Origin of the sequence: Xanthomonas sp. LF02-5 (genome assembly GCF_034105325.1) — a bacterium.
Lineage (GTDB): Bacteria > Pseudomonadota > Gammaproteobacteria > Xanthomonadales > Xanthomonadaceae > Xanthomonas_A > Xanthomonas_A sontii.
The window spans coordinates 228354-252081 of record NZ_JAXGGF010000005.1; the positions used below are offsets into that span (position 1 = coordinate 228354).

At 69.7% G+C, this 23728-nt stretch carries 18 protein-coding genes; 8 read left to right on the plus strand and 10 right to left on the minus strand.

The window, feature by feature from the left end; all coding sequences use genetic code 11:
- Positions 1–6: 6 nt before the first annotated feature.
- Positions 7–321 carry a PsiF family protein gene (locus SLW52_RS14720; RefSeq protein ID WP_295930399.1) on the plus strand — a complete coding sequence of 105 codons (315 nt, stop codon included), beginning with the start codon at positions 7–9 and terminating at the stop codon, positions 319–321.
- A 164-nt stretch (positions 322–485) separates the two neighbouring features.
- Here SLW52_RS14720 and SLW52_RS14725 read toward each other — a convergent pair whose 3' ends face one another.
- On the minus strand, positions 486–1583 hold the full coding sequence (locus SLW52_RS14725) for a sterol desaturase family protein (protein WP_267099884.1): 1098 nt from the start codon (positions 1581–1583) through the stop codon (positions 486–488).
- A 102-nt stretch (positions 1584–1685) separates the two neighbouring features.
- Positions 1686–2924: an MFS transporter gene (locus tag SLW52_RS14730; protein WP_320740584.1), complete on the minus strand. Its 1239-nt coding sequence runs from the start codon at positions 2922–2924 to the stop codon at positions 1686–1688.
- A 93-nt stretch (positions 2925–3017) separates the two neighbouring features.
- Between SLW52_RS14730 and SLW52_RS14735 the strand changes: the two genes are divergently transcribed.
- Complete coding sequence (locus tag SLW52_RS14735; RefSeq protein ID WP_279363143.1) at positions 3018–3785, plus strand: helix-turn-helix transcriptional regulator; 768 nt, start codon at positions 3018–3020, stop codon at positions 3783–3785.
- Between the two features lie 25 nt (positions 3786–3810).
- Here the strand turns inward: SLW52_RS14735 and SLW52_RS14740 are convergent, their stop codons facing one another.
- The 3 genes from SLW52_RS14740 to clpB all read right to left on the minus strand — a co-directional run bounded on the left by SLW52_RS14740 (position 3811) and on the right by clpB (position 8463).
- Positions 3811–5097, minus strand: a complete 1287-nt coding sequence (locus SLW52_RS14740) for an O-acetylhomoserine aminocarboxypropyltransferase/cysteine synthase family protein (RefSeq protein ID WP_017917425.1) — start codon at positions 5095–5097, stop codon at positions 3811–3813.
- A 130-nt stretch (positions 5098–5227) separates the two neighbouring features.
- On the minus strand, positions 5228–5878 hold the full coding sequence (locus tag SLW52_RS14745; protein ID WP_320740582.1) for an HAD-IA family hydrolase: 651 nt from the start codon (positions 5876–5878) through the stop codon (positions 5228–5230).
- Positions 5878–8463 carry an ATP-dependent chaperone ClpB gene (gene clpB / locus SLW52_RS14750; protein ID WP_320740581.1) on the minus strand — a complete coding sequence of 862 codons (2586 nt, stop codon included), beginning with the start codon at positions 8461–8463 and terminating at the stop codon, positions 5878–5880. Before clpB ends, SLW52_RS14745 begins: the two co-directional genes overlap by 1 nt.
- 218 nt (positions 8464–8681) lie before the next feature.
- Between clpB and SLW52_RS14755 the strand changes: the two genes are divergently transcribed.
- Complete coding sequence (locus SLW52_RS14755; RefSeq protein ID WP_284468476.1) at positions 8682–9386, plus strand: glutathione S-transferase; 705 nt, start codon at positions 8682–8684, stop codon at positions 9384–9386.
- A 221-nt stretch (positions 9387–9607) separates the two neighbouring features.
- Here SLW52_RS14755 and SLW52_RS14760 read toward each other — a convergent pair whose 3' ends face one another.
- The 5 genes from SLW52_RS14760 to SLW52_RS14780 all read right to left on the minus strand — a co-directional run bounded on the left by SLW52_RS14760 (position 9608) and on the right by SLW52_RS14780 (position 14571).
- Positions 9608–10441: a DUF3014 domain-containing protein gene (locus SLW52_RS14760; protein WP_152237163.1), complete on the minus strand. Its 834-nt coding sequence runs from the start codon at positions 10439–10441 to the stop codon at positions 9608–9610.
- Positions 10442–10580: 139 nt separating this feature from the next.
- Complete coding sequence (locus SLW52_RS14765) at positions 10581–11786, minus strand: lysozyme inhibitor LprI family protein (protein ID WP_267092659.1); 1206 nt, start codon at positions 11784–11786, stop codon at positions 10581–10583.
- Between the two features lie 54 nt (positions 11787–11840).
- Positions 11841–13439 carry a hypothetical protein gene (locus SLW52_RS14770; RefSeq protein WP_152237164.1) on the minus strand — a complete coding sequence of 533 codons (1599 nt, stop codon included), beginning with the start codon at positions 13437–13439 and terminating at the stop codon, positions 11841–11843.
- Between the two features lie 105 nt (positions 13440–13544).
- The gene (locus tag SLW52_RS14775; protein ID WP_226980455.1) at positions 13545–13964 is read right to left on the minus strand and encodes a GNAT family N-acetyltransferase; all 420 of its coding nucleotides are present in this window, start codon (positions 13962–13964) and stop codon (positions 13545–13547) included.
- Between the two features lie 127 nt (positions 13965–14091).
- Positions 14092–14571, minus strand: a complete 480-nt coding sequence (locus tag SLW52_RS14780; RefSeq protein ID WP_152180688.1) for a DUF3574 domain-containing protein — start codon at positions 14569–14571, stop codon at positions 14092–14094.
- A 242-nt stretch (positions 14572–14813) separates the two neighbouring features.
- Between SLW52_RS14780 and SLW52_RS14785 the strand changes: the two genes are divergently transcribed.
- The 5 genes from SLW52_RS14785 (at position 14814) to SLW52_RS14805 (ending at position 23703) form a co-directional block, all read left to right on the plus strand.
- Positions 14814–17252, plus strand: a complete 2439-nt coding sequence (locus SLW52_RS14785) for a TonB-dependent receptor (protein WP_320740580.1) — start codon at positions 14814–14816, stop codon at positions 17250–17252.
- Positions 17253–17411: 159 nt separating this feature from the next.
- On the plus strand, positions 17412–18164 hold the full coding sequence (gene otsB, locus SLW52_RS14790) for a trehalose-phosphatase (protein WP_320740579.1): 753 nt from the start codon (positions 17412–17414) through the stop codon (positions 18162–18164).
- A 76-nt stretch (positions 18165–18240) separates the two neighbouring features.
- A complete protein-coding gene (locus SLW52_RS14795; protein ID WP_295923798.1) occupies positions 18241–20022 on the plus strand; it encodes a glycoside hydrolase family 15 protein in 1782 nt (593 codons plus the stop codon).
- Positions 20019–21389 carry an alpha,alpha-trehalose-phosphate synthase (UDP-forming) gene (gene otsA / locus SLW52_RS14800; protein WP_017916188.1) on the plus strand — a complete coding sequence of 457 codons (1371 nt, stop codon included), beginning with the start codon at positions 20019–20021 and terminating at the stop codon, positions 21387–21389. Before SLW52_RS14795 ends, otsA begins: the two co-directional genes overlap by 4 nt.
- A 460-nt stretch (positions 21390–21849) precedes the next feature.
- Positions 21850–23703: a methyl-accepting chemotaxis protein gene (locus tag SLW52_RS14805; protein WP_150409753.1), complete on the plus strand. Its 1854-nt coding sequence runs from the start codon at positions 21850–21852 to the stop codon at positions 23701–23703.
- Positions 23704–23728: the final 25 nt, after the last annotated feature.

Sequence of the window (23728 nt, forward strand, 5' to 3'; positions counted from 1 at the left end):
GCCGCCATGACCCGTTCCGCCCGCTTCGCCGCTACCTGTTTGCTGCTGAGTTTCACCGCCGCCCCGCTGCTGGCCACCGCCGCGACCAAGCCGCAGACCGCGCAACAGACCCTGATGGCCAAGTGCTCGGCCCAGAACAAGGGCAAGAAAGGCGATGAGTACAAGAGCGCGCAAAAGGCCTGCCTCAGCGGCGGCACCGCCGCGGCCGCGGGCAACGCCTCCCAGCAGCGGATGAAGGACTGCAACGCGCAAGCCGCGACGCAGAAACTGCAGGGCGACGCCCGCAAGACCTTCATGAGCGGTTGTCTGAAGAAGCAGTAGCAGTAAGGCGACTAGCCCCTCTCCCACCGGGAGAGGGGTTGGGGTGAGGGTGCGACAGCCAGCGAAGCCAGCAAGGACCGGCATTACCAACCGCCACCGCTCTTACGAATCCCTGCTTTCCACAGCCGAACGGCTGGTCATCCCGACTCCCCAATCCCGGCCCTTCAACCATTCGACGCCGGCGTAGAAGCCGCAGCCGCAGGCGGCTCGACATGCAGTGGCAAACCAGCATGATCCACCGGAATCGGCGCATAGTCCTCGCCGAACGCCACTTCGCCCGGCGTCCATCCCGAGCGGCGTCGCACCGCCCCCCAGAAGCGCTTGAGCCCTTCCCACTGCAGCGCCACCAGGCCCAGCTCGTTGTCGCGGTCCACCATCGGATCGCCCACGCCGGTCGGCCGCACCGGCTCGCCGTACAGCGCCGTGCCGAACAGCACGTCCCAGAACGCGAACACCTGGCCGAAGTTGCAGTTGTGCAGCCCCGGCCGCTCCGGGTCCACGCGCATGTGATGCAAGCGGTGGAACGGCGGATCGACCAGGATCTTGTCGAGCACCGGACCGAAGCCGAACCGGGTGTTGGCATGCGACAGGTTCTGCACCAGCTCGCCGAGCAGCATCAGCCAGGCGAACTCGTCGGCCTCGATGCCGAAGGCGATGCCCACCGCGGCCAGCACGAACGACTGCAGCATGCCGTCCAGGTAGTTGCTGCGGTCGTTGGCCCAGCAGCTGAGCTGGCGCTGGCTGTGGTGCATGCTGTGCATCGCCCACCACCACGGCATCCAGTGCTGCACCCGGTGCATCCAGTAGTAGGTGAAGTCGTAGGCCAGGTAGTACAGCGCGAACAGCGCCAGCGGATGCCGGTCCAGCCACGGCCAGGCATGGCGCAGGCCGGTCTCCGGCGCCGCCGCGGCGTTGGGGTCGGCGCCGCCCAGCGCGTTGACCACCGGGGTCAGGATCAGGAACGAGAACAGCGGGAACACCCCGATCAACATCAGCCAGGTGTAGTGGAAGTCGATCCGCGCCAGCCGCCGATGTTCCCAGCGCTCGGCCGGCCACAGGCTCTCCAGCGGCCGGAACAGCACGCCGATGATGGACAGCTGCAGGGCCGCCACCAGCAACGAGGCGGCGATGTCGTGCGGATCGTCGCTGAGCCCGGTCAGGTGCAGCGCCGCCAGCAGCGGCGCCACCGCATGGCTGGCGACCAGGTCGACCAGCGTGGACCAGGCGTGGGCAACGGACGAGACCAGGGCGATGACAGGCATGCGAAGACGGCGATGGAGGCGCGACGGCCGGCGCGACAGCATGCGGCCGCTGGCTTTCGCCAAGCTGTCCGCGCCGGCCGATGCCGGCCACGCGCGGTCGTGCTAGTGCGTCGCGACGGCGTCGGGTCGCCGGCTCGGCAGCAGCGCAGCGAAGATGCCCAGCAGCGGCAGGAACGACATCACCTGGTACACGAAGACGATGCCGCGATGGTCGGCGAGCAGCCCCAGCACCGCCGCGCCCAGCCCGCCCATGCCGAAGGCGAAGCCGAAGAACAGCCCGGAGATGGTGCCGATGCGTCCGGGCATCATTTCCTGCGCATACACCAGGATCGCCGAGAACGCCGAGGACAACACGAAGCCGATCAGCACGGTCAACGCGGTGGCCGCATGCAGGCCCACATGCGGCAGCGCCAGCGCGAACGGCGCCACGCCCAGGATCGACACCCAGATCACCGGCTTGCGGCCGATGCGGTCGCCGACCGGGCCGCCGATCAGCGTGCCCAATGCCGAGGCCAACAGGAACGCGAACAGGTGCAGCTGCGCACTCTGCACCGAGATGCCGAAGCGCTGGATCAGGTAGAACGTGTAGTAGCTGCTCAGCCCGGCGATGTAGAAGTACTTGGAGAAGATCAGCAGCAGCAGGATGCCGACGATGCGCACCACCGTGGCGCGCGGCAGCGCCGGCACCGCGGCGACCGGCCGCGGCGTCGCGCGCGCGGCCTGCAGGTGCAGCGCGTACCAGCGCCCGACGTAGGACAACAAGGCGATGCCGAGCAACGCCGCGCCGCCGAACCAGGCCACGCTGTGGCGGCCGTTGGGCACGATCACCGCTGCGGCGATCAGCGGCCCCAGCGCGGTGCCGGTATTGCCGCCGACCTGGAACACCGACTGGGCCAGACCATGGCGGCCGCCCGAGGCCAACCGCGCGATGCGCGAGGATTCGGGATGGAAGATCGCCGAGCCGATCCCGACCAAGGCCGCCGCCAGCAACACCATGCCGAAGCTGGGCGCATAGGCCAGCAGCAACAGCCCGCACAGCGTGGAACTCATGCCGATCGGCAGCGAATACGGCGCCGGCCGGCGATCGGTGCGCAGCCCGATCAGCGGCTGGAACAGCGAGGCGGTGATCTGGTACGTGAGGGTGATCAGGCCGACCTGGGCGAAGCTGAGCTGGAACTGGCCCTTCAGCACCGGATACAGCGCCAGGATCAGCGACTGCATCATGTCGTTGATCAGGTGCGAGGAGGTGATCGCAGCCAGAACGCCGGACGCGACCTTGCGCGGGGCGACGGGAGCGGCGGGAGAGGCAGCGACGGGCGCGGCAGGGCGCAGCGTGGACATGGCGGGACGGGCATTGCCGGGAGTGCGTGCATGGTAGGCTGCCCTGCCCCGACCTTCTTGCGCGACATGCCCAGTAACCATCGCAAAAAGGACATGCTGGTGCCGCGCGCCGGCCGCAATGCGGACGACGCGCCCGCCGACGTGGTGTGCAAGGCCGTCGACTACCCGCCCGACAGCGCCATCGCCCCGCACCGGCATGCGCGTCATCAGTTGATCTACGCGGTGTCCGGCCTGATGGTGGTGCGGTCAGGCCAGGGCCACTGGGTGGTGCCGAGCACGCGCGCGCTGTGGATCCCCGCCGGCACCGAGCACAGCGTGCGCTGGATCGGCGTCCTGCGCATGCGCAGCCTGTACATCCGCCCCGCCGCCATCGCCGGCATGCCAGACACGCCGACGGTGATGGCGGTGGAGCCGCTGCTGGAAGCACTGATCCGCAGCGCCGCGGAGATCCCCTGGGACCACGCCGCCGACTCGCGCGACGGGCGGCTGATGCGGCTGATCCTGGACGAACTGCATGCCCTGCCGGCGCTGCCGCTGTACCTGCCGCAGCCGCGCGATCCGCGCCTGCTGCGCATCGCCGCCGCGCTCGACGCCGACCCGGCCGCTCCCACCACGCTGCACGCCTGGGCCGCGGCGCTGGGTGTGGACGTCAAGACCATCCAGCGCCTGTGCCAACGCGAACTGCAGATGCGCTTCGGCCAGTGGCGCCAGCAACTGCGCCTGCTGCGCGGGCTCGAACGGCTGGCCGCCGGCGACCGCATCATCGACGTGGCGGTGGAGCTGGGCTACGACAGCCCCAGCGCGTTCACCGCCATGTTCAAGCGCCAGTTCGGGCAGCCGCCGAGCCAGTTCTTCCGCTGAGCACGCGTGCAGCCCGCGGCGTGGCTCAGGCCTGCGCCAGCGCCTGCTGCAGGTCGGCGAGCAGGTCGTCGATGTGCTCGATGCCCACCGACAGCCGCACCGTGTCCTCGCTGACGCCGCTGCGCTGCAATTCCTCGGGCGAGAGCTGGCGATGCGTGGTGGACGCCGGATGCGTGGCCAGCGACTTGGCGTCGCCGATGTTGACCAGGCGGGTGAACAGTTGCAGCGCATCGAGGAAGCGCGCGCCGGCGGCGCGGCCGCCGCGCAGGCCGAAGGTCAGCACGCCGGAGCCGTGGCCGCGCAGGTACTTTTGCGCCAGCGCGTGCTCGGGATGGTCCGGTAGGCCGGCGTAGTTGACCCACTCCACCTTGGCCTCGCCCTGCAGGTGCCGCGCCAGCGCCAGCGTGTTCTGGTTGATCCGGTCCATGCGCAGCGGCAACGTCTCGATGCCCTGCAGGATCTGGAACGCGTTGAACGGCGACAGCGCCGCACCGGTGTTGCGCAGCGGCACCACCCGCGCACGGCCGATGTAGGCGGCCTCGCCCAGCGCCTCGGTGTAGACCACGCCGTGGTAGCTCACGTCCGGCTCGTTGAGGCGGCGGAAGCGCTGCGCGTGCGCCGCCCACGGGAAGCGCCCGGAATCGACGATCGCCCCGCCCAGGCTGGTGCCGTGACCGCCCAAGTACTTGGTCAGCGAATGCACCACGATGTCGGCGCCGAAGTCGAACGGCCGCAGCAGGTACGGCGTGGGCACGGTGTTGTCGACGATCAGCGGCACGCCATGCGCGTGGGCGATGGCGGCCACCGCTTCCAGGTCGGTGACGTTGCCGCGCGGATTGCCGATCGACTCGACGAAGATGGCCTTGGTGCGCTCGTCGATCAGTCCGGCGAAGGCACCGGGATCGCGATAGTCGGCGAAGCGGGTCTGGATGCCGGACAGCGGCAGCGTATGCGCGAACAGGTTGTAGGTGCCGCCGTACAGCGCACTGGAGGAAACGATGTTGTCGCCGGCCTCGGCGATGGTCTGGATGGCATAGGTCACCGCCGCCTGCCCGGAGGCCACCGCCAGCGCGCCGATGCCGCCTTCCAGCGCGGCGATGCGCTGCTCCAGCACGTCGGTGGTGGGGTTCATGATGCGGCTGTAGATGTTGCCCTGCACTTTCAGGTCGAACAGGTCGGCGCCGTGCTGGGTGTCGTCGAAGGCATAGGCCACGGTCTGATAGATCGGCACCGCCACCGCGCGGGTGGTGGGATCGGGACGATAGCCGCCGTGCACGGCGATGGTTTCCAGCTTCCAGTTCGGGTCGGACATGGCGCGCGTCTCGGCAACGAGGGAGCGCAGACGATAGCGCCGCGCACGACGGCAGATGCAAACCTGCGGTTATGAGGCCATGCCGCTGGGTTGTCAGCGCTGCGGCCGGTAACGTGGCGGCCCGCCGGGCTCAGTCGTCGCCGAGCACGCCCTGGGCGAACAGCCAGGCACGCAACGCGTCGATGCCGACGTAGCGCTCGGCACGCAGGCCCAGGGCGCGTGCCGCCTCGACATGGACCGCCGTGTCATCGACGAACAACACCTCGTCCGCGGCCATCCCGAGTTGGGCCAGCGCATGCAGGAAGATCGCCGGCTCCGGCTTGATCGCGCCGACCTCGCTCGAATTCACCACGGCATCGAACGCGTCATCGAGGCCGAGCGCCCGCAGATCGTGCGGCAGGCGCGAGGTGGCGTTGCTCAGCAACACCACGGGCAGGCGCTGGCGCACCTGTCGCAGCAGCGCCAGTACCGACGCGTTGATGCGGGCTGCCGTCGGCGCGGACCAGGCAGCGACCAGCGCCGCGACGTCGGCCTGGGGCGCCAGCGCGGCGAGACGCGCGACCACCTCGGCGCGCCATTGCGCATCGCTGGTGGCACCACGGATCGCTGGCTCCAGCAGCGCCGGCGCGAACGCCACCGCGCGCAGACTGCCCGGCGGCACGCCGTGCGCGCGCTCCAGCGTCGCGTCGTCGTCGGGCCACAGCCGCAGCACGCCGTCCATGTCCACCAGCAGGGCGCGCGCCGCCGACACAGCGGAACGCGCCTGCGCGACGGGCCCCATCAGGCCTTCTCGAACACCAGCTTGCCGCCCTCGGCCTCGACCTTGATGGTGTCGCCGCTGAGGAACTGGCCGGACAGGATCTGCTGCGCCAGCGGGTTCTCCAGTTGCGCCTGGATCGCGCGCTTGAGCGGGCGCGCACCGTACACCGGGTCGAAGCCGACGTTGCCGAGCAGCTCCAGCGCGCGGTCGCCCAACTCGATCTTCAGCCCGCGCTCGGCCAGGCGCTTCTCCAGACCATGCAGTTGGATGCGCGCGATCGACTTGATCTGCGCCTTGTCCAGCGGATGGAACACCACGATGTCGTCCAGGCGGTTGATGAACTCCGGGCGGAAATGCGCCTGCACCACGCCCATCACCGCCGCCTTCATCTGCGTGTAGGCCTCGGCGCTGCCGTCGCCGCTCAGCTCCTGGATCTGATGCGAACCCAGGTTGGAGGTCATCACGATGACGGTGTTGCGGAAGTCCACGGTGCGCCCCTGGCCATCGGTGAGGCGGCCGTCGTCGAGCACCTGCAGCAGGATGTTGAACACGTCGCTGTGCGCCTTCTCGACTTCGTCGAGCAGGATCAGCGAATACGGCCGACGCCGCACCGCCTCCGTCAGGTAGCCGCCTTCCTCATAGCCAACATAGCCCGGAGGCGCACCGATCAGCCGCGCCACCGAGTGCTTCTCCATGAACTCGCTCATGTCGATGCGGATCATCGCGTCGCTGCTGTCGAACAGGAACTCGGCCAGCGCCTTGCACAGCTCGGTCTTGCCGACGCCGGTGGGGCCCAGGAACAGGAACGAGCCGCTGGGCCGGTTCGGATCGGACAGGCCGGCGCGCGAGCGGCGCACCGCATCGGACACCACCTTGATCGCTTCTTCCTGGCCGACCACGCGCTGGTGCAGTTCGTCCTCCATGCGCAGCAGCTTGTCGCGCTCGCCCTCGAGCATCTTGTTGACCGGGATGCCGGTCCAGCGCGACACCACCTCGGCGATTTCCTCGGCGGTGACGCGGTCCTGCACCAGCTTGAAGTCGTGCTGTTCGGCTTCGTTGGCCGCGGCCAGCTGCTTCTCCAGGTTCGGCAGCAGGCCGTACTGGATCTCGCTCATCTTGGCGTAGTCCTGGCGCCGCTGCGCGGCCTCCAGTTCCACGCGCGCCTGCTCGATCTGCTCCTTGATCTTGGTCGCGCCCTGCAGCGCCGCCTTCTCCGACTTCCACACCTCGTCCAGGTCGGAGAACTCGCGCTCGAGCTTGTCGATGTCGCTCTCCAGGTCGGCCAGGCGCTGCCGCGAGGCCTCGTCCTTCTCCTTCTTCAGCATCTCGCGCTGGATCTTGAGCTGGATCAGGCGCCGCTCCAGGCGGTCCAGTTCCTCCGGCTTGGAGTCGATCTCCATGCGGATGCGGCTGGCCGCCTCGTCCATCAGATCGATGGCCTTGTCCGGCAGCTGGCGGTCGGTGATGTAGCGGTTGGACAGGGTGGCCGCGGCGACGATCGCCGGGTCGGTGATCTCCACGCCGTGATGCACCGCGTAGCGCTCCTTGAGCCCGCGCAGGATGGCGATGGTGTCCTCCACGCTCGGCTCGCCGACGAACACCTTCTGGAAGCGCCGCTCCAGCGCTGCGTCCTTCTCGATGTACTTGCGGTACTCGTCGAGGGTGGTGGCGCCAATGCAGTGCAGTTCGCCGCGCGCCAGCGCCGGCTTGAGCATGTTGCCCGCGTCCATGGCGCCATCGGCCTTGCCGGCGCCGACCATGGTGTGCAGTTCGTCGATGAACAGGATGATCTGGCCCTCGTTCTTGGACAGATCGTTGAGCACGCCCTTGAGCCGCTCCTCGAACTCGCCGCGGAACTTGGCGCCGGCGATCAGCGCGCCCATGTCCAGCGACAGCACGCGCTTGCCGCGCAGGCCTTCGGGCACTTCGCCGTTGACGATGCGCTGGGCCAGGCCCTCGACGATGGCGGTCTTGCCGACGCCGGGCTCGCCGATCAGCACCGGGTTGTTCTTGGTACGCCGCTGCAGCACCTGCACGGTGCGGCGGATTTCCTCGTCGCGGCCGATCACCGGATCGAGCTTGCCGCTCTCGGCGCGCGCGGTGAGGTCGATGGTGTACTTCTCCAGCGCCTGGCGCTGCTCCTCGGCGTTCTCCGACTGCACCGTCTCGCCGCCGCGCAGCTTGTCGATGGCGGCTTCGAGCTTCTTCTTGTCGGCGCCGGCCGCGCGCAGCGCCAGGCCCAACGGGCCGCTGTCGTCGGCCGCGGCCAGCACGAACCACTCGCTGGCGATGAACTGGTCGTTGTGCTGCTGCGCCAGCTTGTCGGTCTGGTTGAGCAGGCGACTGAGGTCGTTGCCCATCGACACGTTGCCGGGCTGGCCGCTGACCTTGGGCAGCTTGTCCAGTGCCTCGCCCAGGCGCTCGCGCAGCACCGGCACGTTGATGCCGGCCTGCGCCAGCAACGGCCGGGTGCTGCCGCCGGCCTGGTCGAGTAGCGCGACGAACACGTGCACCGGCTCGATGATGGTGTGGTCGCGGCCCACGGCCAGCGACTGCGCGTCGGCCAGGGCCTGCTGGAAGCGCGAGGTGAGCTTGTCCATCCGCATCGGGAAGTCCTCTGAAGGAAAGGGCCGGCCGTGCCGGCATGCCAGCAAAATGCGGCTGTTTACCCCTGTTTCAAGGCCGTCCGCGACGTCTGTATACACCTCGCGGGACGGCGGCGACGCGACGTGACGTCCGCCGCACTCCGGCACCGGGCAGTCACACGCCGCTACCGCAACGGCGGCTACCCTCGGCGCTCCCGTCCCCACGCACAGGCCCCGCCATGCACTACGAGCTCTACTACTGGACCGGCATCCAGGGCCGCGGCGAGTTCGTGCGGCTGGCGCTGGAGGATGCCGGCGCCGGCTATCGCGACGTAGCGCGCGAGCAGGGCGATGCGGCGCTGCAGCCCTTCCTCGACGGCGCCCATGCCGGCGCGCGGCCGTTCGCGCCGCCGTTCCTCAAGGCCGGCCGGCTGGTGATCGCCCAGGTCGCCAACATCCTGCACTACCTCGGCCCGCCGCTGGGCCTGGTGCCGGACAGCGAATCGCGGCGGCTGCAGGCCCTGCAATTGCAGTTGACCATTGCCGACCTGGTCGCCGAGGTCCACGACAGCCACCACCCCATCGCCAGCGCGCTGTACTACGAGGACCAGCAAGCCGAAGCGCGGCGGCGCGCCGAAGACCTGCGCAAGCAGCGGCTGCCGAAGTTCCTGGGCTATTTCGAACAGGTGCTGGACCAGGGCGGCGGGCGCCACGTGCTGCGCGAGCATTCCTACGTGGACCTGTCGCTGTTCCAGCTGATGAGCGGGCTGGACTACGCCTTCCCGCAGGCGATGAAAAAACTCTCGCCGAAGCTGCCACGGCTGCGCGCGCTGCAGCAGCGCGTGTGCGAGCGCCCGGGCATCGCCGCCTACCTGGCCTCGCCGCGGCGCCTGCCGTTCAACGAGAACGGCATCTTCCGGCATTACCCGGAGTTGGATGGCTGAGCGAGGCTGGACGTCCGGTATCGGCGTGCCACGTCCGTTGAAAAACCGCCGTCATGCCGTGGTGATCTATGGTGTAGCGCGTCGGGACTGAAGTCCCTCCCACAAGGGCGCTTCAGGCGTGGCCATAGGCGCTTTCCCGCATGAGTGGCTCGAGGTGGCCTCGGGCCGCTCCTGCCAAAAACAAAAAGCCCGCATGACGCGGCACGCGCCTCGCGTCTGGCTCAGGTCCGCGTCAGCGCCTCGCGCACCGCACGCAACTGCGCCTTGACCGCGGCGGCCTGGGTCGGGCCCATGCGCAACAGCGCCTTCTGGCCGATCGACAGCGATTCCAGCGCCGGATCCACGAAGCGGTACTTGCCGCGCACCGGATCCATCTCCACCGCGAGCGGCGCGGTCGGCGTCGGGGTCTGCAGCAGGTGGTCGATCACCTGCACCAAGCGATCGTTGAAGTAGCCCTGTGGATAGCCCAACTCCACATAAGCCTGCTGGAACAGCGGATAGAAGCGGCGATAGGCCGCCACCGCCGTGCCCGGATCGGCGCGGGTGAACGCCTCCACGTAGGGCGCATAGCGCTGTGCATTGGTGTCGGCGATGACGCTGGCGCCGCTGGCATCGGTGCTCACCTGCAACTCGCCCGGCACCTGCTTGAGCGCCAGGGAGCGGGCCGTGACGCGGCGCTGGGTCAGGTTGTCGACCATGGTCACCAGGCGCTGGATCAGGTGGTCGCGCAGCAGCAGCGCCAGCGGTGCGTCGCCGCCGGCCAGCGCGCTAAGTGCAGACCAGGCCGCATCGTCGCTGGCGGCCAGCGCCGGAATCGCCGCGTCGGCGGCTTCCGCGGCATCGATCGGGTGCTGGATCGGCGGCGGCGTTGCCGCCGCGGCAGGCGTGTCAGGCGTTGTCGGCGCGGCCGCGGCGGGCGGCGGCGCGACCGCGGCAGGTGAGGGCGCAGCGGCGGGCCACAGCGCGGCGATGTTGTCGCGGAACAACCAGGCCGCGGCAGCGGCCACCAGCACGGCGACCAGGATCCACGGCCAGAACGAGTGACGCGGCTGCATGGGATGCACATCTCCATCGGACAATGGAGGTGTGACCGCCACGATGCGCACCGGTTCCAGCGCGGGACGGCCGGCGTTCAGCCTAGATGCACGCCTTGCGCGAGGCGCCAGCGCCCCACCAGCGCCGCGTACGCGACCATTACCCCTGCGGGCCTGCGGCAAAGGCGATGCGCGCACCGACCCAGGCTGCGACCAGCGCCGCCGCGACGCGGTCGGCCTGCGCCGCCGGCATTGCCTTGTGCGCGATCATCCATTGCGCCGCGGCAGCGCGCGCCGGCTGCAAGGCCGCCAGTGCCGCCTTGCGATCGGCCTGCGGCCACACGCTCGCGTCGTGCCACGCGGCGATGGCGGCGGCCGGATCGCCGGGCGGCTCGGCGCCCTTGGGTTGTTTCAGCAATAGCAGTGGCGACACCGTGGCCTGCAGCGACAGCACCCGCCATGCGGCGAAATCCGCGTAGCGCATGGTGCCCGCGTCGTCGGAGACGCGATCCACCAGGCTGCCGAATGCCTGCTGCAAGCGCATCCATGCGGGTTGATCGAACAGGCCGGGCAACGGCCGGCAGATCGGCGCGGAAAGATCGCGGCTGGAGCCATACAGCGGGCCCATGGCGTCGTAGGCGGCCTCGCCCTGCGCGGCGAACACGAAACAATGCACGTAGGGGCGCGGATTCGGCTGCGTGGCCGCATCCGGCGTATAGCCGCTGCGTTCGATCCATAGCCGCAACAGGGTCAGGTCGCGCGCTTCCCCGGCCTGTCGGCTGCTCGGCTCGGACGTGTCGAGCAGCCCGGCGGATACCCCGTCCTGCTGCCGCAGGGCGGTGCTAGCGGACGCGAACCGGGCATGCGCTTCGGCCGCCGCCACCCCGGCCGCCGGCACGAAGCGATGCAGGTACACCAGCCAGGCCGAGGCCAGACCACCATCGTAGGCGCGCAGCTGCGCCGCCGCCGCGGCAGGCGTGGTGGGAATGCTGGCGACGATGCGGTCGAAGCGCGCCGCCTGCGGCGCGAACTCGGCGTCCAGCGCGCGTACCCGCGCCTCCATCCGCTGTTTCAGGCAGGCCCCCGGATCGGTCTCGGCCAGGCAGCTCTGGCGCTGCGCCAGCCAGTCGCGCTGCGCGTTGCGCACGCCAGGCCGCTGCGCCGCGGGGACCACGTCGCGCAGCGCCGCATAGCGCAGGGCCAGCCATTCCTCCGTGGCGTCCAACCGCTTGTCCGTGCACAACAGTCGCTCCACCGCCGTGGTTGCCTTGCTGCAATCGAACGACACCGCGCCGGCCTCGGGCACCCAGCCCAGTGCCAGCAGCAGTGCCAGCGCACGCATGCGCAGGCCAGGGCAAGCGTTCATGCCATCCTCCTCTCGTGCATCGTTGCGATCCCGGCACCGCTTGTCGCGCCGCCGTCAGTCCACCAGCACCGCGCGCGGCTTCTGCAACGACAGCAGGCCGAGCAGCGCGGCCAGCACCAGGTAGCCGCCGACGAACTGCCAGGCGATCAGCTTGGGCACGCCGCTCAGCGTCCATGGCAGGTACAGGCCGCCGCGCGGGTCCACCGAGTGGATCAGCCCGAACAGGGTCAGCCCGGCCGCCACCAGCAGGAACACGGCGGCACGGCGCAGGCGGCCGTCCACCATCGCCGCCACTGCGGCGATCCACAGCATCGCGGTGATGATGAAGCCGTTGCCCAGGGTCAGGATCACCGCCAGCTCGGGCAGGCCGTGGCCGTCCAGGGTGGTGGTGAGTTTCGCCAGCTGCTCCGGGGCGATCCAGCCCGGCGCCTTGATCGCCAGCAGGTACGCGACCGACGGCAGGAAGCCCAGCACCATCGCCCCGGCGTGGCGCTTGGGCGTGGCCTGGAAGGCCTGGGTGGTGATGTCGATGGCGACGTAGACGATGATCGGCGCCAGCACCGCCATCGGCAGCCACTGCACCAGGCCGGCGACCAGCCCGAACATGCCGCCCAGGCCGATGAACAGGCCGGTGAGCAAGGTGTAGCCGCTGCGCGCGCCCATGTGCTTGTAGGCCGGCTGGCCGATGTACGGCGTGGTCTGGGCGACGCCGCCGCAGACACCGGCGATCAGGGTCGCGCCGGCCTCGACCAGCAGGATGTCGCGGGTGCGGTAGTCGTCGCCGGCGGCACGTGCGCTTTCGCTGACGTTGATGCCGCCCACCACCATCAGCAGGCCGAACGGCAGCAGCAACGGCAGCAGCGGCACCGTGTCGGCCAGGCCGGCGACGAACCCCAGGCTCGGCCACGGCAACACCAGCTGCGGCGCGCTCCATGGCGGCGCCTGGTGGCCGGGAATGCCGATCCCCGCGGCGTTGGCCCAGTAGTACAGGCCGGTACCCAACGCCAGCGCCAGCGGCACCCCCGGCAGGCGCCACGGCAACCGCCCCTTGGCGATCAGCACGTACAGCAGCAGGCCCAACACCACCAGCCCGACCAGCGGTGTGCGCAGCGTCTCCAGCAGCGGCAGGAAGCCCATCAACACGATGGCGATGCCGGCGATGGAGCCGAGCAGCGCGGCGCGCGGCAAGGCGCGGGTGACCGCATCGCCGAAGAACGACAGCACGGTCTTCAGCGCGCCCATCACCACCAGTGACGCCATGCCCAGGTGCCAGGTGGCCAGCGCCGCGGCCTGCGGGTCCAGGCCCTGCTGCTTGTAGCGCACGAAGGCCGGGCCGAGCACCAGCAGCGCCATGCCGATGCTGGTCGGCGCATCCAGGCCCAGCGGCATCGCGGTGACGTCGCTGCGCCCGCTGCGCGCGGCCAGCCGCCGCGCCATCCAGGTGTAGAGCAGGTTGCCGACCAGCACGCCGAAGGCGGTGCCGGGAATCATCCGGGTGTAGATGACCTCGACGGGGAACTGGAACAGGCCGACCAGGGCCAGGGTGATGAAGCCGAGGATCGACAGGTTGTCGACCACCAGGCCGAAGAAGCCGTTGAGGTCGCCGGCGACGAACCAACGCGGACGCGGCGAGACAGGAGCGGGAGTGGACATGCGGGAGGTGGCGGCGTTGGGGGTCGAGGGATGGTAAGGGCAAGCGGCACCGTCGGATCGGTGCACGCGCAGGATGCCGTTTTCCGGCGACGGCGCGCCGCGGCGCTACAGCGGCAGATGCAGGAACTGGTTGAACGCGCTCGGCACGTAATCGCCGAACGCCGGCCCGTTGCGGAAGCCGCGCCGGCGATACAACGCCAGCGCCGGCGCGAACGCCGCGCCGCTGCCGGTTTCCAGGCTCAGCCGCTGCAGGCCTTCGGCGCGGGCGACCGCGATCAGATGGTCGAGCAGCGCCGCGGCCGCGCCCTGGCGCAGGAACGCCGGATGCGTGCGCATCGACTTCAGTTCGCCACCGCCCTCGCCAAGCACCCGCAGCGCACCGACCGCGGCCAGCGCATCGTCGCGCCACAGGCTCCACACCCGCACGTCGGTGCGCCGCAGACCGGAAACATCCAGCGCATACACGCTTTCCGGCGGCGACTGCGCATGCATCTGCTGCACGTGGTACTCCAGCAACCCACGCACCGCCGGATCGTCAAGATCACCAGGCCGAATCACGAACGGCCCCGCACTCACTGCAGCGGTCCGCTTTTGCGAATCCCCGCTTTCCACAGCCGAACGGCTGGTCATCCCCACTCCCCAATCCCCGCGGTCAAAACGACACGTCCACCGCCTGCCGCGCCCACAGCACCGACTGGTGCCCGGTGGCCTGCTTCCACGCCAGCCGGATCGCCTCGATGTCGGCGCGGCGCTGCGGGGTGTCCTCGTGCAGGATCACCAGCACCTTGGTGTTGAGCCGGTTCGGCTCCTTGGCGCCGCGGAACAGCCACTGGCCGTAGGCATCGAACACGGTCAGGCCGTCGGGAAAGCGCGGCGTCACTTCCTTGTCCAGGAACGCGCGCCAGCGCGCCTCGCTGATCGGCTCGGCCTGCGGACGGTCGGCCGGGCCGCTCTCCTCGCCCACACCGAAGTACAGCTCGCTGCGCACCCAGCCGCCGGCCTGTGCCGGCCGCGCCGCATCGCCCTGCATGGTCGCGCTGACCTTGCTCGGCGCGGTGGGCGCAGACGGAGCGACGCTGGCGCAGGCGCTCAGGGCCAGGAGGACGGCGATCAACGGGGCACGCAAGAGCATCGGCAAGGTCTCGGTCGGAAGGGGCAGGCAACACACGATCGTAGGCCAGGTACGGACCGGGCCGGATAACCGCCGGGCATGAGCTCATGCCCGAGCGCACCGAACACACGGCTCGCACATCGCCTTAACGTCGAGCTAATATATCGCTTCATCCGGATGGATGCAGCAACCTTTGCCGACCCCAGTCGCCGCCATGGCCGGCGCGGCCGGTCTCGATGGTCATCGTTTCAGGAGAGAACCCCATGTCGTCCCCGTTCGTCAGGCCGCTGAGCCTGGCCATCGCCCTGGCCCTGGCGGCCCCCGCCCTCGCCCAGGACGCCCCCCCGGCCACCACGACCAACCTCGATACGGTGATCGTCACCGGCACCCGCGCCAGCGGTCGCACCGTGCTCGAATCCACCGCCCCGGTGGACGTGCTCAGCGCCGAGGACATCCGCAAGGCCGGCGTGGTCAATGGCGAACTCGGCAGTGCGCTGCAGGCGCTGCTGCCGTCCTTCAACTTCCCGCGCCAGTCCAACTCCGGCGGCGCCGACCACGTGCGCGCCGCACAGCTGCGCGGGCTCTCGCCCGACCAGGTGCTGGTACTGGTCAACGGCAAGCGCCGCCACACCTCGGCGCTGGTCAACACCGACAGCAAGATCGGCAAGGGCACCACCCCGGTGGACTTCAACGCCATCCCGATCAGCGCGATCAAGCGCATCGAAGTGCTGCGCGACGGCGCCGGCGCGCAGTACGGCTCCGACGCGGTGGCCGGGGTGATCAACGTGATCCTGGACGACGACCCGGACAGCGGCGCGCTGGAAGCCAGCTACGGCGCCAACCACACCGACGTCAAGCCGATCCACCGCACCCTCACCGACGGTCAGACCGGCTATGCCAGCGGCAAGGTCGGCACGCGCCTGGGCGAGGACGGCGGCTTCTTCAAGGTCGGCCTGGAGCTGAAGAACCACGAGGCCACCAACCGCGCCGGCTTCGACCAGATCCCGCCGTTCGAGGAACAGACCCCGGCCAACCTGGCGCTGGCCGGCAAGCGCAACTATGAACTCGGCGACGGCGCCAGCAAGGATCTCAACGCCTGGCTCAACGGCAAGCTGCCGTTCGGCCAGGGCAGCGAGGTCTATGCCTTCGGCACCTATAACCAGCGCGACACGCAGGGCGCCAACTACTTCCGCTACCCCGACGGCGCCGCCAACTGGACCCAGGTGTATCCGCAGGGCTACCGCCCGGTGTCGCTGGGCGAGAACCGCGACCTGCAGGCGGTGCTCGGCGCGCGCGGGCAATGGGGCGAATGGGCCTACGACGCCAGCCTCGACTACGGCCGCAATGACTTCACCTACCGGCTCAAGCACTCGCTCAACGCCTCGCTGGGCCCGGGCAGCCCGACCCGCTTCAAGACCGGCGACTACGCGTTCGCGCAAGGCGTGGCCAACCTCGACCTGAGCCGCAGCTTCGACGCCGCCGGCGCCACCCACACCGTGGGCACCGGCGTGGAACTGCGCCGCGAGCACTACCGCACCCGTCCGGGCGACCCGGCCAGCTACGCCGCCGGCCCCTACACCGACCGCCCCACCGGCGCCCAGGCCGGCGGCGGCCTGACCCCGCAGGATGCGGCCGACCTGTCGCGCAACGTCGCCAGCGTCTACGCCAGCGTGTCCAGCCAGTTCGGCGACAAGCTCTCCACCGACCTGGCCGCGCGCTACGAGCACTACCAGGACTTCGGCGGCGAACTGACCGGCAAGCTGGCCGCGCGCTACGAGTTCGTCCAGGCATTCGCCCTGCGCGGCGCGATCTCCAACAACTTCCGCGCGCCGTCGCTGAGCCAGATCGGCTACGAGGCCAGCTCCACCGGCTACAACGCCAACGGACAGTTGCTGCAGGGCCGCCTGCTCTCGGTCGACAACCCGATCGCGCAGGCGCTGGGCGCCCGCACGCTGCAGCCGGAGAAGTCGCGCAACTACAGCCTGGGCTTCACCAGCCGCGTCGGCAGCCACTTCGACCTGTCGCTGGACCTGTTCCAGATCGATATCGACAAGCGCATCGCGCTGTCGGAAAGCATCGACGGCGATGCCCTGACCGACTTCGTCGCGCAGCGCTTCGGCATCACCGGCCTGCAGAGCGCCAGCTTCTTCGTCAACGCCGCCGACACCCGCACCCGCGGTGCCGAACTGGTCAGCAACTGGCGGCAGGCGCTGGGCCAGGGCCAACTGCAGCTGACCGGCACCTGGAGCTACGCCAAGACCGAACTGGAGAACGTGGTGGCCACGCCGGCGCAGTTGCTGGCGCTGAATCCGGACTACGTGCTGTTCGGCGTGGAAGAGCGCAACACCCTGACCGAAGCGACCCCGCGCACCCGCGCGCAACTGGCGGCGAACTGGAGCGACGCGCGCTGGTCGCTGCAGACCCGCGTCACCCGCTACGGCAGCGCCACCCGCGTGTTCGACTTCGGCGGCGGCTTCGCCCCGGAGCAGACCTACAGCGCCAAGTGGCAACTCGACGCCGAAGTCGAATACCACCTCACCCCGCAGTGGAGCGTGGCGGTGGGCGGACAGAACCTCACCGACGCCTACGCCGACCGCTCCAAGCCGGACATCGCCTACTTCGGCAACCTGCCCTACGACGTGCTGTCGCCGATCGGCAGCAATGGCGCTTACTACTATGGGCGGGTGCGGTACACCTTCTGACGAAGGTGTTGGGAATGGGGACACGGGAATCGGGAATGGGTAAAAGCAACAGCAGCGCGCGCAGGCACCGCTTTTGCTCTTCCCATTCCCGTTTCCCCATTCCCGATTCCCGGCCCCCAATCCACCTGACGCTAACGCCCGCTGCGCCATCATGGCGGGATGGCAGACGCGCTCCCCCTCCGACCGCCGCCGCCGCGTCTGGACGATGCCTGCGCATTGTTCCTGGACGTGGACGGCACCCTCATCGCCTTTGCCGAACGCCCCGACCAGGTGCAGTTGCTGCCCGAGGTGCGTGAGGCGATCGGCCGCCTGCACCAGCGCCTGGGTGGCGCGGTGGCACTGGTCAGCGGGCGTCCGCTGACGCAGCTGGATGCCTTGTTCTCGCCACTGCGGTTGCCCGCCGCCGGCCTGCACGGCCACGAGCTGCGCAGCGACGCCGACGCGCAGGCGGCGATGCCCGCCGATACCTCCGACTTTCTCCATGCGCTGCATGCGCGCGCCGCGCATCTGCGCCAGGCGCATCCGGGCGTGCTGGTCGAAGACAAGGGCGCCAGCGTGGCCCTGCATTGGCGGGCCGCGCCGAGCGCCGCGGAGGCGGTCCTGGCGTTCGCCAGCGAACAGCTCGCCGACCTGCCCGGCTACCGCCTGCAGCCCGGCGACCACGTGGTCGAGTTCGTACCCGAAGGCAGCGACAAGGGCGTGGCGCTGACCACGCTGCTGCAGCAACCGCCGTTCCGCGGACGCCGCCCGGTGTTCGTCGGCGACGATCTCACCGACGAATTCGGCTTCGCCGCGGCCAACCAGGCCGGCGGCTGGAGCGTGCTGGTCGGCACCCGCGCCGACAGCGTCGCCACCTATGCGCTGCCCGATCCACGCGGCGTACACGCCTGGCTGCGCGATAACGCCGGATGAGGCCAGCGCAACGCCCGCCCGTCCGCGCCCCGTGGCCGTTTCCCCCACTGCTTCCGCACAAGGACCCGACCGCTCCATGAGTTCCCCCAATCTCGACCTCGGCGTCATCGGCAACGGCAGCTTCGGCGCCCTGATCGACAAACGGGCCAGCGTGGTGTGGAGCTGCCTGCCGGCCTTCGACGGCGACCCGGCGTTCTGCGCCCTGCTCTCCCCGCGCGCGCATCCTGGTGGCGATTTCAGCATCGAACTGGAAGACTTCGTCGACAGCGACCAGCACTACCTGGCCAACACCGCGATCCTGCGCACGGTGCTGCGAGACGCCCACGGCGGCGCGGTGGAGGTGATCGACTTCGCGCCGCGCTGGCGCAACCATGGCCGCTTCTATCGCCCGGTCAGCATCATCCGCCAGGTGCGGCCGCTGGCCGGCAACCCGCGCATCCGCGTGCTGGCCAGGCCGCTGGCCGACTGGGGCGCGCGCCAGCCGGAGAGCACCTGGGGCAGCAACCACGTGCGCTGGCTACTGCCGGACTTCACCCTGCGCCTGACCACCGACGTGCCGGTGCGCTTCATCCGCGACGAACTGCCGTTCGTGCTCAACCACCCGGTCAACCTGATGCTGGGCGTGGACGAATCGCTGACCCGCTCGCTGACCGGCTACATCCAGGAAGCGCAGGAACGCACCGAGGAATACTGGCGCGAGTGGGTGCGCTATCTGTCGGTGCCGCTGGACTGGCAGGAGGCGGTGATCCGCAGCGCGATCACCCTGAAGCTGTGCCAGTACGAGGACAGCGGCGCGATCATCGCGGCGATGACCACCTCGATTCCGGAAGCGCCGGACACCCCGCGCAACTGGGACTACCGCTACTGCTGGCTGCGCGACGCCGCCTTCGTGGTGCGCGCGCTGAACCGGCTCGGCGCCACCCGCACCATGGAGCAGTTCCTCGGCTACATCTTCAACATCGCCACCACCGACGGCAGCCTGCAGCCGCTGTACGGCATCGGCTTCGAGGCGGCGCTGGAGGAACACGAGGTCGAATCGCTGGCCGGCTACCGCGGCATGGGCCCGGTGCGGCGCGGCAACCTGGCCTGGATCCAGAAGCAGCACGACGTGTACGGCAGCGTGGTGCTGGCCTCCACCCAGCTGTTCTTCGACCTGCGCCTGAAGGATCCCGGCGACACCCACACCTTCCTGCGCCTGGAGCCGCTGGGCGAGCGCGCGTTCGAACTGCACGACGTGCCCGACGCCGGCCTGTGGGAATTCCGCGGCCGCGCCGAGGTGCACACCTATACGAGCGCAATGTGCTGGGCCGCCTGCGACCGCCTGGCCAAGATCGCCGCGCGGCTGGGCCTGGAAGACCGCGTGGCGTATTGGCGCGAGCGCGCCGAGCGCATCCACGCACGCGTGCTGGCCGAGGCCTGGAGCACGGAGCTGGGCCACTTCACCGACACCTTCAACGGCCACCGGCTGGACGCCTCGCTGCTGTTGCTGGCCGACATCGGTTTCATCGCCCCGGACGATGCGCGCTTCATCGCCACGGTCGAGGCGATCGGCCGCGATCTCAAGCATGGCGATGCGCTGTACCGCTACGTGGCGCCGGACGATTTCGGCGAACCGGAGACCAGCTTCACCATCTGCACGTTCTGGTACATCGACGCCCTGGCCGCGATCGGCCGCAAGGAGGAGGCGCGCGAGCTGTTCGAGCGCATCCTCGCCCGGCGCAATCACCTGGGCCTGCTGTCGGAGGATCTGGCCTTCGACAACGGCGAAGCCTGGGGCAATTTCCCGCAGACCTATTCGCATGTCGGCCTGATCATCGCCGCCATGCGCTTGTCGCGCAGTTGGCAGGAGGCGTCATGAGCAGATTGGTGGTGGTATCCAACCGCGTGGCCTTGCCCGGCGAGAACCGCGCCGGCGGCCTCGCGGTCGGCTTGCTGGCGGCGCTGAAGGAGCGCGGCGGCGTGTGGTTCGGCTGGAGCGGCAAGACCGTGCGCGGCGACAGCGGCGCGATGCACGAACAGACCCAGGGCGATATCCGCTTCGTCACCATGGACCTGAATCGCGCCGACCTGGACGCGTACTACAACGGCTTCGCCAACCGCACGCTGTGGCCGCTGCTGCACTTCCGCCTGGACCTGGTCGACTACGACCGCGCCACCCGCGAGGGCTACCGCCGGGTCAACGCCATGTTCGCCGACAAGCTCGCGCCGCTGCTGCGCGAGGACGACACGGTATGGATCCACGACTATCACCTGATTCCGCTGGCCTCGCTGCTGCGCGAGCGCGGCATCGGCTGCCGCATCGGTTTCTTCCTGCACGTGCCGTTCCCCTCTGCCGACCTGATCCAGGCGCTGCCGGACCACGCACGGCTGTTCTCCGGCTTCTACGCCTACGACCTGATCGGCTTCCAGACCCGCCGCGACGTCGACCGCTTCCAGGCCTACGTGCGCCTGTTCGGCGGCGGCAAGGTGATCAAGGACGGCGTGCTGGAGGCGCCGGGCGGGCGCCGCTTCCGCGCGGCCATGTTCCCGATCGGCATCGACACCGAACTGATCGCGCAGCAGGCGCGCGCGGCGATGTCCAAGCCGGCGGTGCGCGATCTGCGCAGCAGCCTGCGCGATCGCCAGCTGGCGATCGGCGTGGACCGGCTGGACTACTCCAAGGGTCTGCCGGAACGCTTCCTCGGCTTCGAGCGCTACCTGGAACGGCATGCCGACCAGCGCGGCAGCCTCACCTACCTGCAGATCGCGCCGGTCTCGCGCGGCGACGTCACCGAGTACAAGCAGTTGCGCAACCAGCTCGAGCAGATCGCCGGTCACATCAACGGCGGCCATGCCGAGCCGGACTGGACGCCGCTGCGCTACGTCAACCGCAACTTCACCCACGCCACCCTGACCGGCTTCTATCGCGCCGCACAGGTCGGCCTGGTGACGCCGCTGCGCGACGGCATGAACTTGGTGGCCAAGGAGTACGTGGCCGCGCAGGATCCGGAGAATCCCGGCGTGCTGGTGCTGTCGCTGCTGGCCGGCGCCGCCGACGAACTGAAGGAAGCGCTGCTGGTCAATCCGCACGACCTGGACGGCGTCGCCGACGCCATCGCCACCGGCGCGTCGCTGCCCAAGGCCAAGCGCATCGAACGCTGGCAGGCGATGATGGACCACCTGCGCAAGCACGACATCAACGCATGGCGCCAGCGCTATCTGCAGGCGCTGGAGAGCGTGCGCTAGCGGCGGCACACGCGTTGCACCACGCGGCGCGCTGCGCCTGCGCACCGTGCGATCCTGCCTTGCATGCCATGCGCCATCCGCCATGGCGCGGCATGACGCGGTGTTCCGTGTCCCGTCGCGGCCCGACTACCTGCCTTGCCTAACATAGCCGCCACGCGCCGCGCCGGCTGATCTGCTTGCCGGGGCCAGCGCAGCGCGGTCGCTGCTTCGCGATGCACGCCGCGCTTGCGGCCGCCCGCGCCGCGTCCCAGGCGCGGCCCTGAGTCGATCGCCTGCTGCACCGCAGCACATCATCACGCCTTCGGCGCTCCGCCGTAGGCGTTCAGTCCATATAAAGTTTCCGACGAACGGCAGGTGAAGGCGATCAAGCCGGCGCGGTGATATGCCGATACTGGATCGACCCCCACGCGATCGCACCGCCCTCGCGGCGTTGCCCGTTGTTTCCCAGCCGGTGCAGACCATGCCCTCGCCAACTGCCGTTCTCCGCCCCACCGCCTCCTGGCTGCGCCCGCGTTCGGCGCTGCTTGCCCTGTCCCATGTCCTGGTCCTGCTGGCGCTGGCCGGCTATGCGTTGCACGTCGGCCGCACGGTGGGAGCCAACGGATCGGCATTGCCGCGGTTGCTGCCGGCGCTGCTGGTCGCCGTGGCCGCAGCCGCGGCACTGGTCTGGCTCGGCAGACGCAGCGCACCGCGCGCCCTGGAGCAGGCCACGCAGGCGCTGCAGGCGCTGGGCGAAGGCCGCTTCGAGCAGCGTGTGGAGGTGCTCGGGGACACGGCCGAGGTGGCGCTGCTGCGTGCGCTGCAGAACGCACAACAGGCGCTGGCGGCGCGCCAGGCGCAGACCGAGGCGGAACTGCGCCACGGCCGTTTCGTGATCCAGGCGCTGGACGATCTCGACACCATGGTGCGCATCGCCGACGACGATGGCCGCGTGCATTTCGCCAACCGCAAGCTGCTGCAGATGTTGAAGACCATCGAACCGGACGTGCAGCGCTTCCGCCCCGAATTCCGCGCCGAACAGTTCGTCGGCGGCAGCATCGGCGACATCTATCCGGACAGCCAGGCGGCGATCGATCGCATGCGCGCGCTGACCGGCTCCAAGCGCGTGCGCGCGCCGTTCTTCGGCCGCCAGATCGATTTCGTGTACAGCCCGATCGACGATGCCGACGGCCGCCGCCTGGGCACCATCGCGCAATGGGAAGAGGTGACCGCGCAGGTCAACGCCGAACAGGCGCTGGCCACGGTGATCGAGGCGGCCGCGCACGGCGATTTCAGCCAGCGCATCGAGACCGCGGCGATGGACGGCGTCCTCAAGTCGCTGGCCGAGGGCGTCAACCGCATTTCCGATGGGGTGGAGAGCAACCTGGCGCAACTGGCCGGAGCGCTGGCGGCGCTGGCCGAAGGCGACCTCACCCACCGCGTCGACGGCCAGGCGCAGGGCGTGTTCGCGCGCTTGCGCGAGGACACCAACCGCACCGTCGCCAAGCTCACCGAAATCATCGTCGGGATCCAGGAGTCGGCCGACACGATCCGCCGCGCCGCCTCGGAGATCGCCGCAGGCAATACCGACCTGTCCGACCGCACCGAACAGCAGGCGGCGAGCCTGGAGGAGACCGCCAGCTCGATGGAAGAGTTGACCTCGGCGGTGAAGCAGAACGCCGACAACGCGCAGCAGGCCAACGGCCTGGTGCAGAACACCGGCGAGGTCGCCCGTTCCGGCGGCCAGGTGATGGACGAGGTGGTGGCGACGATGCGCGCGATCAGCACGTCCTCGCAGCGCATCGGCGAGATCATCGGCGTGATCGACGGCATCGCCTTCCAGACCAACATCCTGGCGCTCAACGCCGCGGTGGAAGCGGCACGCGCCGGCGAACAGGGCCGCGGGTTCGCCGTGGTCGCCTCGGAGGTTCGGTCGCTGGCGCAGCGCTCGGCCGATGCGGCCAAGGAGATCAAGGACCTGATCGAAGCGTCCACGCGCACCGTCGGCGAAGGCGCCGCGCTGGTCAACCGCGCCGGCGCCACCATGCACGAGATCGTCGGTTCGGTGCAGCGGGTGACCGGCCTGATCGGCGAGATCAGCGCCGCCAGCGGCGAGCAGTCCAGCGGCATCGAACAGGTCAACCGCACCGTGGCGCAACTGGACGAGGTGACCCAACGCAACGCCGCCCTGGTCGAGGAAGCCACCGCCGCCGCGCGCAGCATGGAGGAGCAGGCCGGCGGCCTGGCTGCGGCGGTCGCGGTGTTCCGGATCGAGACGGGACAAGGGCGGCCGGGCGGCAGCAATGTCACCCCACTGCTGCGCCGTACCTACTGAGGCGACGCACGCGACGACCGCCCGC